The following is a 13,234-nucleotide window of genomic DNA, read 5'->3' as shown; positions in this document are numbered from 1 at the left end:
AGTAATCTATTACAAACGATTGTTTTTTTATGTATAACGTTGTTTATAGGAGTAGGATTTTTATTTTCATTCGTATTTATTTTTTTGTATATGTTTTATGAATCATTCCGTACAGTGGATAATCAATATTAGTTTTATTTCAGTTAAAAAATAGATTGGATGACAGAGTTATTGTTTACAAAGATAACGTTAAATATGATGTAGCTAGCTACAAGTGAAAATTATTCGTCATTAGCTTATATGAAATGATAGCGAAAAATAGTATATTATAGTATAGGAAAATAAGCCTATATCCTTTACAATACATGAAGTGGGAGAATATTCTTTTACATTGATATAATTTAGTAAAACGCGAAAGAAATGGGACTTTTTTCTATAACCCACAAATTTGCAAAATCAAAATAGATGAAGAATGATGCAGAGAGGAGGAGAGGTTATGACAGTTACGATTAAAGACGTAGCGAAAAAAGCGAATGTTGCGCCATCAACGGTGTCTCGTGTGATTGCTGATAATCCAAGTATAAGTGAAAAGACGAAGCGGCGAGTTCGTAAAGTCATGAGCGAGCTCGGATATCATCCGAATTTAAATGCAAGAAGCCTTGCCAATCAAACGACGAAAACGATTGGTCTTGTTATGCCAAGTTCTGCAAATAAAGCATTTCAAAACCCGTTTTTTCCAGAAGTTATTCGTGGGATTAGTTCGTTTGCTCATGTTGAAGGGTATGCTTTATATATGTCAACGGGGGAGACGGAAGAAGAGATTTTTAACGGGGTCATCAAAATGGTGCAAGGACGTCAAATCGGAGGCATTATCTTACTGTATTCACGTGAAAATGACCGGATTATTCAATATTTAAATGAGAAAAATTTCCCGTTTGTTTTAATTGGAAAACCATATGACAAAAAAGACAAAATTACATATGTCGATAATGATAACTATACAGCTGCAAGAGAAGTTGCAGAATATTTTATTTCTTTAGGGCATAAACGAATTGCGTTTATCGGCGGTGGTTCCGATTTACTCGTAACAAAAGATCGTTTAGCTGGGATGAGTGATGCTTTAAAGTTAGCGGATATTCAGTTACCGAGTGAATATATTTTCCATTTAGATTTCTCAAGGGAAAGTGGTCAGCAAGCTGTAGAAGAATTAATGGGACTAAAAGAACCACCAACAGCAATTATGGCTACAGACGATCTAATTGGTCTTGGTGTATTAAGTGCCCTTACAGCAAAAGGGATTTCCGTACCGAAAGATGTTTCGTTAGTGAGCTTTAATAATGTGTTGTTATCCGAGATTGCGAGTCCACCTTTGACAACAGTAGATGTCAATATTTATCAATTAGGTTATGAAGCTGCAAAAGCATTAGTCGATAAAGTGGAACATTCAGAATCAAGTTCAAAATGTATTGTGATTCCACATAAATTATTGAAACGTCAGACTTGTGAGGGTTGTGAAAAAAGCTAAGAATGTTCATGAAGTGCACCTCAATTGTTAGACATAGTCTAACAATTGGAGGTGCACTTCATTTATCTCTTCGTTGTTTGTTTGAAGAAATTTTCTAAACGATCACAGCCTTCTTTTAACGTTTCCATACTATACGCGTAGGAAAGACGGATATATCCTTCACCATAATCTGAAAATGCAGTTCCAGGAACAACAGCAACGCCAGCTTTTTTCACAAGGTCAATAGCAAAGTCAAATGATGAAGAAGTAAGATGCCCAACATACGGGAAGAAATAAAAGGCACCCGTTGGTTTTTCGACAGAGAGTCCCATTTGTATGAGTCGATTGTAGACATAATCACGACGTTTTTTATATTGATGGCGCATCATTTTCGGTGCATCTTTTGCTGCTGTTAATGCTTCAATTGCGGCATATTGAGCAATCGAAGTTGCACAAGTTACATTATATTGATGAACCTTTAAAATATGTTCTGCTAAATATTGTGGAGCAAATAAAAAACCAATGCGCCATCCTGTCATCGAATGTGATTTAGATAATCCGTTAATAACAATTGTTTTATTACGCATTTCTGGAAACTGAGCGATAGATCGATGACTTTCTTCATAGACAAGTTCGCTGTAAATTTCATCCGATAAAACAAATATATTTTTATCTTTTAATACATTTACAATATCCGTTAGTTCTTCTTCTGATAGTGTAACACCGGTCGGATTAGAAGGATAAGGTAGAACGATGCATCTTGTTCGATCTGTAATTGCATTTTGAATCGCTTTTGCTGTTAAGCGAAATCCTGTTGGACGAACATCTACAAAAACAGGAGTTGCACCACAAAGTCTAATGATTGGTTCATAGCCAGGATAAATAGGTGCGGGTAAAATAACTTCTGTTCCAGGCTCTAAAATAGTACGGAATGCAATATCAATCGCTTCGCTAGCCCCAATTGTAATAATGGTTTCGTTTTCAGGTGTATAGTGTAGGTTGTAATTTTCCTTTAGAAAGTCGCAAGCTACTTTGCGTAACTCTAGTAAACCAGCATTATGTGTATAGCTTGTATAATTTTCTGTGATCGCTCTCTTAGCAGCTTCTTTTACTAAAGAAGGAGTTGGAAAATCAGGTTGTCCAATTGTTAAAGAGATAATATTGTCATAGTTTTGAATCATATTAGAGAATTGACGGATACCAGAAATTTTAATATCCTTCACTTTTGGATTAATAAATTGTTCCATGTTGACTCCCTTTCCTCGGCTTGAAAAATTACATTTATTTTATCATATTTTTAAATTTTTCGCTTTTCAGCGAAAAAAAGTCGCTGAAAAGCGACTTTTTAATACCCATATTCCCAATCTATTTCATCTTCATTCCAAAGTACGGAAGAAACCTTTCCAAGGTGTATAACCGTTTCATTTACAGAGCAAGTACAATTTTCTTCTCCAGCTTTGTTTTGTAACTCTTCATACACTGATTTTTCAACATTTTCGAGGACGACCAGATTCTCCTCTTTTAAAACAAGGGTAGTTCCTGCCATATTTATCTCCTCCTACTAAAATAATGATTACTTATTTATAAACATAGATAGTATGGATTATATGTTTGCTGTTGTTATAGTTGTCCGTATATTTGGCTTGTTGTACTTTAATTTTTAATCCGTATTCATTGTATACTGCATCATAGTAATTTGATACATGGTTTACAATCATTTCGGAAAGTTGTAACATTTCTTATTGTTTGTTCACAAATGATTTACAAATATAAATAGAAAAATCTAAATTTTGAAACAAAGTAGACTTTAAAATGATATAATCAAATCAAAATACATATAGGAGATGAAAGGCTATGGAGCTAATCCGTGATTTAATGATCCAAGTTGCGATTATTATTTTGCCTCTATTTTTATATGAAGCAATCCGTCTCAATCATTATCAAAATATGCTTCCAAAGCCCAATTATTATTTTATTACATTTTTGTCCAGTGTTACACTTGTGCTTTCGATGACATATCCAATTTGTTTTGGAGAGATTTGTAATTTTAATTTTCATGCGATTCCAATTATGAGTAGTTTCTTATATGGTGGAATGATTGGTTTGATTCCAACTATGATTTTTCTTATATATGAATGGTTTTTACATGGTTTAAATTGGTTTCGGATCATAGAGGTCATTGTGTTAGTCGTTATTCCATTATTATTATCCAAAAAGTGGACCGTCTTTCCAAGAAATAAAAAGCTTATTTTATCATTTATTGTGGCGTCTTTATATGTGCTAATTTGTCTCGTGATAGAAATATTTAATGTGTTATTAGGAACTGGATTTACTTCTTCTACTTCACATGTATATAGCGGGTATATCGTTGCTTTATTTATTATGGTGATGACAATGGTATTTCAAGTATATTTAACGGAGTACTTATATGAAAATGTATTACTGCGTGCAGAAATGCAAAAGTCAGAAAAATTAAATATCGTTAGTGAGCTAGCTGCAAGTGTCGCACATGAAGTTAGAAATCCTCTTACTGTTGTGCGTGGTTTTATTCAATTACTCGATAGCACAGAAGATGTGAAAAATAAAGAGTATATGCGTCTTGTATTAGCTGAATTAGACCGAGCAGAACAAATTATTTCTGATTATTTAAATTTAGCCAGACCACAAATTGAACAAAAAGAACATATTTGTTTATCTGCACAATTAATTGAAATGACTACGTTAATGTCTTCATTTGCAGCAATGCAAGGTGTGTATTTACAGGTTGAAATCTCTGAAAACCTTTATACGATAGGTGATAAGACGAAGCTGAAGCAAGCGATTATGAATGTTGTAAAGAATGGAATCGAAGCGATTCAAGAAAACAAAGGCTATCTAAAGGTTACTGCTATTCAGAAAGGTGACACCATTATTGTGCGAGTAAAAGATAGTGGAATTGGCATGACGAAAGAGCAACTAGCAAGACTTGGACAGCCTTATTATTCTTTGAAAGAAAAAGGAACGGGCCTAGGGCTTATGGTAACATATCGTATTTTACAAGCCCATAACGGTACGCTGGAATATAGTAGTGAAAGTGGGAAGGGGACAGAAGCAATTATTACATTACCAGCAGTTAAAAATAAGGAATAAAAGTTACCGTAAAAGGTAACTTTTTTTATATGAAAACTTGATTATTAGATAGTAAATTGTGACAAGGTAACACTCATGGATTTTTTTCTTGTTTTACACGAACAAATAGATTTTTAAAGGATTGAAATAGACTTTGATCCTTTGATGCGGCAATCATGCGTTTTGTTTCTTGAATTTCACGAATGACTTGCATCAGTTGAGCATCACGATTATTGTCTTTATTATAAATTTGCTGGATTAGTTTATTCATTTTTTCTTCTTGTTTGGATTCACGTTTATACATATGATTCATTAATAAGTCCATTTTTTCTTTTTGTAAAGCATCGGTTTGAGCTGCATGATCGACAAGCTCTTGTAGCATTTTTTCTTGTTTTCCTTCCTTTACATATACTTGTTGCATTAATTCATCAAGTTTTTCATCTTTTAAACGGTTTTGCGTAATGAGTGTAGAGTTTTGATGAATAATTGCTTCATTCAATTGAGCTAACATTTCAAGTTTTAACATGAATTCTTCAAAGTTGCGATTTTCATCTTTCTTTTGCATGTCTTGCTGTTCTTTTGTAACATTGATTTTTACGGGCGGATAATCTTTTTCCTTTAAAATAATCGGAATCGTTTCTGTAATATCTTCTTGTAAAGTAGCTGCTCGTTCATGAATTAATTTTAATAGCTTTACATCATCTAGTTTGTATATACGAGCATCGGCAGTTCTTGCAATGTTATAGCCATACTCTTCTAGAAGTTGACTATATTTTCGGACTATATGTTTTGGGATTCCTGTTTTATTTGTGACATCTTTCGTTTTATAGATCGTCTCCATGACATTTCCTCCCCAAAAAGTATCGTATATATCAATTCCATATTTTATGTGGACTTCCTTTGAAAAAGAATGTCGTAAGTCTAGAAAAATTCTACATGATTAGTGGAATTTTGAAGGAAAATGAATGTTTTTTGACGCAAATAAGAGAGGGAATGAAAATAATGTCTGAAAACAAATGGACAAAAAGTTTGTTATAATAGCCTAGTCAAAGAAAAGAATTTAAAAAGCGGAGGCATACGTATGAAACAATTGAAAGGCATTATTATTTCAATCATTGCGGTTCTTTCTATTTTAGTGGCTGTTTATGAAGCGCTTATACCGACAGAACAAGCAAAACAAAAGGACGGTACATATGATCAAGTTCTAGAATTTCCGAAAGATCGTTATCCAGAAACCGGAAAGCATATAGAAAATGCAATAAAGGAAGGACATTCTAAAATCTGTACGATTGATAGAAATGGAGCTGGTGACAGACGAAAGCAATCTTTAGCTCCATATCCACCAAAAAAAGGATACGATCGTGATGAATGGCCGATGGCAATGTGTAAGGAAGGAGGCAAGGGGGCTCATATTGAATATATTAGTCCGGCTGATAATAGAGGAGCTGGATCATGGGTCGGTAATAAATTGGATAAATACCAAGATGGTACACGTGTGAAATTTGTAGTGAAATAACGGAAGACGGGAGTGTTATTTGTGGAATTAACAATTTCCTATGCACAGCTCATTGTGATGAATTATGATGGACCACCGCCGGATATAGAGTGGACGGATGAGGCGTTTGAGAGAAGATATGTGCAAGTGGATGATGCGGTTATTTTTGAAGCAATCTCTGATTATACATGTGAAGTAGCAGGATATGTCGGTCAGCATAGAGAGAGAGAAGGAATTGTAAGAAAGGTATCCGTTCCTTTTGTTGTAAAAGATGAGGGAGTTTTTGTGAAAAGTATTCTTTCTAATACAGTGCATATTGACGTTCCAAAAGGAAATTATATGTTAGTGTTGCAAGTGATTCCACTTGAAGAGTCAAGAGATGATGAACTGTACAGAGTGCGATATGAGTTATATTTTGAAAGCGAAGAATAGTTACGACACCACAATTTGAGACGAAAGCAAGTGAAATAAAAAATAGGTATCCCTATTGAGAAGGGATACCTATTTTTGTTAGGCGTTTGTTTTTAGTAGTGTACGAGCTTCTTTTGCAGCTTCAACCATATGTTCTAAAGCGGGTAGAACTTCTTCTGTTCTTCTTGTTTTTAATCCGCAGTCTGGGTTAATCCAGAAGTATTTTGGGTTACAAACTTTTAAAGATTGCTCTACAATTGTATACATTTCTTCTTTACTTGGTACACGTGGACTGTGAATATCGTAGACTCCTAGACCAATTCCTTTTTCATATGTCGTCTGTTCGAGTGTATGGATAAATTCTCCGTGACTTCTTGATGTTTCAATTGAAATCACATCAGCATCTAACGCACGAATCGCATCGACAATATCTTCAAAATTGCTATAGCACATATGCGTATGAATTTGGGTTTCATTTGCCACAGAAGCTGTTGCTAAGCGGAATGACTGAACTGCCCACTCAATATATGAATCCCAGTCTTTTTCTTTTAAGGGCATACCTTCGCGAAGAGCTGGTTCGTCAACTTGAATGATTCTAATACCTGATGATTCAAGTCGCTCAATTTCATGACGAAGCGCTAGTGCAATTTGATAACATACTTCTTTGCGAGGGAGATCATTTCGAACAAATGACCAATTTAGAATTGTTACGGGACCTGTTAGCATACCTTTTACTACTTTATTTGTAAGACTTTGTGCATATACAGTTTCTTTAACTGTCATGTCGCTAATAAATGCAACGTCACCGAAAATGATTGGCGGTTTCACACAGCGCGAACCGTATGATTGCACCCAACCATTTTTAGTAAAGGAGAATCCAGCAAGCCGTTCGCCGAAGTATTCCACCATATCAGTTCTTTCGAATTCGCCATGAACAAGTACATCAAGACCAATATTCTCTTGGTGGCGAATCCACTTTTCGGTTTCTTGTTCAATAAAGTGTTCATACTGTTCGTTTGTAATCTCGCCATTTCGCCATTGTTTCCGCGTTTGACGAACTTCAGGAGTTTGCGGAAAACTACCGATTGTCGTTGTGGGAAGTAGCGGTAATTGTAAAGCTTTTTGTTGCAAATCATAACGTTGTTCAAATGGAAGAGGACGAGAGAAGTCTTCTTCTTTTAGAGATGCTCTCGCTGTTTGAACATCTTTCCGATTTCTTGCAGCGGAAGAGCGGACTGCTTCATGAGAGTTACGATAAGTAGTAATCTCTATTTCGATACTGTTCACACCTTCAGAAAGGCCGCGTTTTATAAGAGTAAGTTCTTCTAATTTTTGGTTTGCAAATGCAAGCGCATCAAATAGTTCCGGTGATAAATGTGTTTCTTCTGTCTTATCAACTGGTGTATGTAATAAACTACACGAAGGCTGAATAATCCAATCTTTCGGCTCAATGTGTGCCTTTAATGTTTCAAATAAAGCGAAGACCTCATCAAGATTGGCTCTCCAGATGTTACGGCCATCTATACAGCCGATAGCTAATGTTTTCTCGGCCGGAAATCCATGTTCTACAATTGATTTTATATTTCCTTCTTTACCGTGAACAAAGTCCAGACCGATGCCAGATACTGGGAATGTAATGAGTTCTGTATAGTTTTCTTCAACGCTATCAAAATATGTTTGTAAGATTAAGTTTGCACTTGGAACTTCTTTTTGAATAGCTTCATAAAGTTTTTTCGCCTCTATCATTTCCTCTTTTGTTAAGGAAACAAAAATAGGTTCGTCAATTTGGATGAGTCGTGCTCCAGCTTTATGAAGCTCAGTTAATAATTGTACATATGGTGCGATGAGTTTATGTAAAATGGTAGGGAATTGATCTTGTGTATATCCTTTTGCTAATTTTAAAAATGTATAAGGGCCTAATATAACAGGCTTTCCGTCTATTCCTAATTCTCGCTTTGCTTCTTCATATAAGCGAAGTGGACGATTATCTTTCAAAGAAATATTTAGTCCTTCTTCATACTCAGGAACAATATAATGATAGTTTGTATTGAACCATTTTGTCATTTCAGAGGCCACATGATCTTTGGAACCACGTGCCATGGCAAAATATATATCAAGGTAAGATGTGAAGTTTGAAAAACGTGATGGAATAAAACCAAGCATATAAGCAGTGTCTAGCACGTGATCATAATATGTAAAATCACCAATTGGAATGAAATCGATTCCTTTTTCTTTTTGAACATTTAAATGTTCAAGATGGATTTCTTTCATTGTTGTTATAAGTTGTTGTTCGTCAATTTTTTGTGCCCAGAAGGCTTCCAATGTTTTTTTCCACTCTCGCTGTAATCCAATTCGTGGATAACCTAAATTACTTGTGTGAAGTGCCATTTAAATTTCCTCCTCAATTATAAGTAAGCATTTCGGTTTACTAGGAAATGCGTTTAACGATAAGCATAAAAGGATATAAAATCACCTTAGCTTATTGTTTGTAACACCTAATCATCATCCGTGAGTCTATCAGTGTTGTTAAAATAGGCAGGTCTCCTGGCTTATGCCTTATACAATTTTTTCACCTTCCCGTTTTCACAGTGGCATAGAAAAAAATCTCAGCAGTTACAGTGGCGGGACCGCGTTGGAATTTCACCAATCTTCCCTTTTCAACACAAATAGTTGTATTTGTGTACCTATTTTCCTCATTGAAAGGAATTTAACAAGCGAATATGATATTGAAACAAATTCTAACATAATTTTTGGAATTTTGTCTACTGTTTTAAAATGACAAAATTCTTATTTTTTAAAATTCTTTATTTCTTATGATCTAGGAAAATATATTATGTAGTGTGAAGGGTATGCTAGGTCATCTTTGGTAGTAAGACTCCCACCTTAAGATTCAGAGAGAAGCAAAGAATATAGGTGAGAGCTCATAATCAGTGGGGGGATGAAGAAAACCCTCACTGATTAAAGTTTTATTGTATCTTAACTTACTTGTTTTTGTTTCTTCTTTTCGCCTGTGAAAAGCCGTTCTTTACCCATTAATAAAATACAAATCATACTTAAAGAAGCGGGAATAAGTGCCCAAAGAAATGTATCAGCAATCGATGTTGTAAGCGATTGTTTAATTAAACTAAGTACTTCAGGTGGGATTTTTTCCGTAGCATGCGGCGTTAATAAAAAGCTTGTATCTCCACCTTTTGGGGCTAGTTTTGCAAATTCAGGCGGGAAAACGACTTTTAATTGATTCGTAAAAATATGATTTTGAATCGTACCGAAAATAGTTACACCAAGAGTCATTCCAAGAGAGCGGAAGAATGAATTTGTAGATGTGGCAGCTCCTCGTTCTCTCATTCCTAGGTCGTGAATAGAAGACATACTTAAAACTGAGAATGAGAACCCAACACCTAAGCCAGTAAGAATCATAAAGATTGTTACAAGTGTTCGCGATGTTTCCATTGTTAATGTACTAAGTAAATAAATGCCGCCGATAAAAAATACTCCTGAGATCATCATAATGTTACGATAGCTCATTCGTGAAGCAAGTTGTCCGCCTGTTTGGCTTCCAATTACTGAACCAATCATCATTGGGGTTAAAATGAACCCAGCGTTGGAAGCAGAGCCACCAAGAACGCCTTGTACGAAGATAGGAATATAAACGGTACAAATAATAAAAGTTGCGCCATAGAAAAATGCAACTCCTTGACTTGCTGCAAATAACCGTTTTTTAAATAAATGGAAAGAGATGATAGGTTCTGTTGCCTTTTTCTCTACAAAAAAGAAGAGTATAAGCATAATAGTGAATATTGTAAATAAACCGATGATTACATTTGAATTCCATGCGTATTCTTTACCGCCAAGTTCTAGTGCGAACATTAAACAGACGATACTGATAACAAGTGTGATTGCACCAGCCCAATCAATTGTTTGCTTTCTATGTTGTAATGATTCTTTATAATAATTCGAAATAAAGAAGAAAGAAATAATACCCAATGGAATATTAATATAGAAAACCCAGTGCCAGCTTATATAATCAGTGATATAGGCACCTAATAAAGGACCGAAAACACTTGATGTCCCAAAAACGGCACCAAATAGTCCAGTCATTTTTCCACGTTTTTCAGGTGGAAAGATATCGTACATAATGGTAAAAGCAATTGGCATAAGAGCGCCGCCGCCAATTCCTTGAATTGCTCGATAAACGCTTAATTGTTCAATACTTGATGCTGTACCACAAAGAATAGAGCCGAGTAAAAAGATTAATAGTCCTCCGATATAAAAGCGTTTGCGTCCATACATATCCGACAATTTCCCGAAAATAGGCATTCCAGCCATTGTAGCTACCATATAAGCGGATGTAACCCAAACAAACTTATCAAATCCTCCTAAATCACCTACAATGGTTGCCATGGCAGTTGCAACGATGGTATTATCCATTGCTGCCATTAAAATACCAAGTAACAATCCAGTAACAACAAATTTTGTTTTTCTTATTTTGCTTTGTGTTATCTGTGTTTCCAAATATAGCCCTCCTTTAGTGTGAAAATGAAATGGTCTTATCTCTCAAAGCTATTTTGTTTAAGAAATCGAAGTACAATTCATAAAGAATATTGTTATATACAGTTTGAATTGTACCATGAGGATTTCGCAAAAAGCATAAAACATATTATAGTAAAATTTGACTAAAAGGCAAACTTTTTTCTTATACCAAAATCTTCACGCTATAAATAAGAATTTGAAATTTGAAGATATAAGGAAGTAGGAAATCATATGCTTTTCTATTATTTAAAATGGTTTTTCTTTTCATTGTTGAATAAGAATAGAGAAGAGAGAAAAATGGTGATATGTATTGAACGGATGTAATGATAAGCAGTTGGAGAAGAATACGTAAGTGGGCTGGGACGTGTGAAGTAGAGATGTACAGTTGATAGATCTAGAATGAGGTGAAATGAGTTATGAGAGTATGGAAGTGTATTTCAAATCAAGAAATGTTTCTTATGCCCCTGCAACCTATTTTATGGATAGAAGGAGGGGGAAAAGGAGAACAGGAGAGTACAGCTGTTCCAAATGTAACAGCAACTTTACAAATTCGTGGCATGGAAGAAGAGAATTTTTCATATCAATTTATTTCTGATTTAGATGGCATTCTCTATATGCAGCTTGAAATTGAAAATAAGGGAGAGGAGGAAATTTCTCACATAATTGTAAGTCACATGATTCGAGATCATTTTTTGTATGTACCTAATACATTAGAGATGAATAAAGGGACAGGAGAATTTTTATTTCAACTTGTTAGATGGCGAATTGAAAAATTGCTTCCTAACGAAAAAGCTCGGTTAGTTTGTCAGATCAAAATAGTAAGACCTAATATTCCTGATACGATGTCATTAAGCGCTACATATACATTTCAGTTTGCAGGAATAACTTACGGGCCTTTGCAAACGACAGAAGCGCGTATAATAAAACGATAAAAGGAACCGTTTCATTGGTTCTTTTTTTTTAGTGAAGATTGTGTTTTTTTAGTAATTCTTTCTGTTCTATTCCCTTTTTACCAACATAGTGGTTTTTGTATCCAAAATATAGAATGAATAAGAATGACGCGACATTTATAATAGCATCAATTTGATCATGTGTAATAAAGGTTAATCCAAATGATTCAAATAGTAGTTTTAAAGATAAAAGAAATCCTGCAATAAAGCGTATAATGTCCGATAAATTTTCTTTTTTGAACATGATATCCCTCCTTTTTATCAAGCTTATATACTATATATATGAAATAGAATGAAAAACGAATACAAGCTTATAAAAAGAAAAGGTGCGAATTTGTACATTTTTTTGAGGCAAAAAAACATTATTATCATAAAAAACATATAGTATGAGTAAAGGAGGTTATACATGAAGCACAAAGGGAAAATTAGTGGGTTGTTATTAGGAAATACAGTTGCAGTTACAGAGTGGATTGCTTTGCAGGATGTAATTGCCAAAATGGATGCTCGTTCTTTTTGGACTGTACTTATTATTTATATTATACAAATGATACTCAGTTATTATTTTGGGTATCGCTATGATAAAAAGCAAGGGGAGATCCATGAACGGTTAGGAATAAAAAGCAATGAATTTATGATAGATTTTTTTGGGAAAATGGCCGCCTTGTCAGAAAGGAATACCCACAAAGTTACTGTATACATGATTTCCATTTATGAATGGAGCGAATTAATAAGCAATTTACAAGAGAAAAAAATAAATCAGTTAGTAAAAAAAGTAGAAAATATACTTGTAAATACAGTTCGAAAAAGTGATGTTGTGGCATGTTGGGAAGAAAATCAATATGTAATTATAGCGGTTGATAATGGATATGAAAATTCTAGTATAATCAATCGATTTTTAAATAATATAACGAAAGAATTAGAAAATGATATGGTGAATATTACATTTTTATTTGGAGCTGCTAGTTATCCGATAGAAGGAAGAACAATAGAAGAATTATTAAATAAGGCAAAAGCGAATCTATATAAAAATAGGGACTTAAAAAATCATAAAGTGAAACTTTAATCAGTGGGGTTTTCTTCATCCCCCCACTGATTATGAGCTCTCACCTATACTCTTTGCTTCTCTCTGAATCTTAAGGTGGGAGTCTTACTGCCCTAAAATAGTAGGATAAATAATAAGAAGGTGTTTCGTAACAATTTCATCTCTTTTGTTACAAAAAAATGACTTTTTTGTAACAAAAGCCTTTAAAAATACATGCAATCAGCATATAATTGTGATGGATGTATCAAGCTATT

12 protein-coding genes and 1 riboswitch are annotated in these 13,234 nt (G+C 34.3%); of the genes, 6 read left to right on the top strand and 6 right to left on the bottom strand.

Annotated features, from left to right (window positions below):
• Nucleotides 1–436 precede the first annotated feature (436 nt).
• Nucleotides 437–1,465: a LacI family DNA-binding transcriptional regulator gene (locus MR059_RS08125; protein ID WP_012095170.1), complete on the top strand. Its 1,029-nt coding sequence runs from the start codon at nt 437–439 to the stop codon at nt 1,463–1,465.
• A gap of 62 nt (nt 1,466–1,527) precedes the next feature.
• On the opposite strand, the gene MR059_RS08120 is transcribed toward MR059_RS08125, so the two are convergent.
• Both MR059_RS08120 and MR059_RS08115 read right to left on the bottom strand, forming a co-directional pair.
• Nucleotides 1,528–2,691 (bottom strand): aminotransferase A, encoded by a 1,164-nt coding sequence (locus MR059_RS08120; RefSeq protein ID WP_012095169.1) that lies wholly within the window; start codon nt 2,689–2,691, stop codon nt 1,528–1,530.
• A 98-nt stretch (nt 2,692–2,789) separates the two neighbouring features.
• Nucleotides 2,790–2,990, bottom strand: a complete 201-nt coding sequence (locus MR059_RS08115) for a hypothetical protein (protein WP_048721818.1) — start codon at nt 2,988–2,990, stop codon at nt 2,790–2,792.
• Between the two features lie 308 nt (nt 2,991–3,298).
• On the opposite strand from MR059_RS08115, the gene MR059_RS08110 reads away from it, so the two are divergent.
• A complete protein-coding gene (locus MR059_RS08110) occupies nt 3,299–4,573 on the top strand; it encodes a sensor histidine kinase (RefSeq protein WP_012095167.1) in 1,275 nt (424 codons plus the stop codon).
• A 73-nt stretch (nt 4,574–4,646) separates the two neighbouring features.
• On the opposite strand, the gene MR059_RS08105 is transcribed toward MR059_RS08110, so the two are convergent.
• A complete protein-coding gene (locus MR059_RS08105; protein WP_012095166.1) occupies nt 4,647–5,393 on the bottom strand; it encodes a DUF3967 domain-containing protein in 747 nt (248 codons plus the stop codon).
• A 240-nt stretch (nt 5,394–5,633) separates the two neighbouring features.
• Here MR059_RS08105 and MR059_RS08100 point away from each other — a divergent pair, with 240 nt between their 5' ends.
• Together MR059_RS08100 and comJ are read left to right on the top strand one after the other, a co-directional pair.
• Complete coding sequence (locus MR059_RS08100; RefSeq protein ID WP_012095165.1) at nt 5,634–6,068, top strand: NucA/NucB deoxyribonuclease domain-containing protein; 435 nt, start codon at nt 5,634–5,636, stop codon at nt 6,066–6,068.
• A gap of 21 nt (nt 6,069–6,089) precedes the next feature.
• Nucleotides 6,090–6,479 carry a competence protein ComJ gene (comJ, locus tag MR059_RS08095; RefSeq protein WP_012095164.1) on the top strand — a complete coding sequence of 130 codons (390 nt, stop codon included), beginning with the start codon at nt 6,090–6,092 and terminating at the stop codon, nt 6,477–6,479.
• A gap of 78 nt (nt 6,480–6,557) precedes the next feature.
• On the opposite strand, the gene metE is transcribed toward comJ, so the two are convergent.
• Together metE and MR059_RS08085 are read right to left on the bottom strand one after the other, a co-directional pair.
• Nucleotides 6,558–8,846 carry a 5-methyltetrahydropteroyltriglutamate--homocysteine S-methyltransferase gene (gene metE, locus MR059_RS08090; RefSeq protein ID WP_012095161.1) on the bottom strand — a complete coding sequence of 763 codons (2,289 nt, stop codon included), beginning with the start codon at nt 8,844–8,846 and terminating at the stop codon, nt 6,558–6,560.
• A gap of 129 nt (nt 8,847–8,975) precedes the next feature.
• Nucleotides 8,976–9,161: riboswitch (cobalamin riboswitch) on the bottom strand.
• A gap of 273 nt (nt 9,162–9,434) precedes the next feature.
• On the bottom strand, nt 9,435–10,970 hold the full coding sequence (locus tag MR059_RS08085) for an MDR family MFS transporter (RefSeq protein ID WP_012095160.1): 1,536 nt from the start codon (nt 10,968–10,970) through the stop codon (nt 9,435–9,437).
• 434 nt (nt 10,971–11,404) lie between these two features.
• On the opposite strand from MR059_RS08085, the gene MR059_RS08080 reads away from it, so the two are divergent.
• Nucleotides 11,405–11,920 carry a hypothetical protein gene (locus MR059_RS08080; RefSeq protein ID WP_012095159.1) on the top strand — a complete coding sequence of 172 codons (516 nt, stop codon included), beginning with the start codon at nt 11,405–11,407 and terminating at the stop codon, nt 11,918–11,920.
• A 28-nt stretch (nt 11,921–11,948) separates the two neighbouring features.
• On the opposite strand, the gene MR059_RS08075 is transcribed toward MR059_RS08080, so the two are convergent.
• Complete coding sequence (locus MR059_RS08075) at nt 11,949–12,182, bottom strand: phage holin (protein WP_242161696.1); 234 nt, start codon at nt 12,180–12,182, stop codon at nt 11,949–11,951.
• Nucleotides 12,183–12,344: 162 nt separating this feature from the next.
• Between MR059_RS08075 and MR059_RS08070 the strand changes: the two genes are divergently transcribed.
• The gene (locus MR059_RS08070; protein WP_012095157.1) at nt 12,345–13,001 is read left to right on the top strand and encodes a GGDEF domain-containing protein; all 657 of its coding nucleotides are present in this window, start codon (nt 12,345–12,347) and stop codon (nt 12,999–13,001) included.
• Nucleotides 13,002–13,234: the final 233 nt, after the last annotated feature.

The organism is Bacillus cereus group sp. BfR-BA-01522 (genome assembly GCF_022662635.1).
GTDB lineage: Bacteria > Bacillota > Bacilli > Bacillales > Bacillaceae_G > Bacillus_A > Bacillus_A cytotoxicus.
This window is presented reverse-complemented; position numbering and strand designations above follow the sequence as displayed.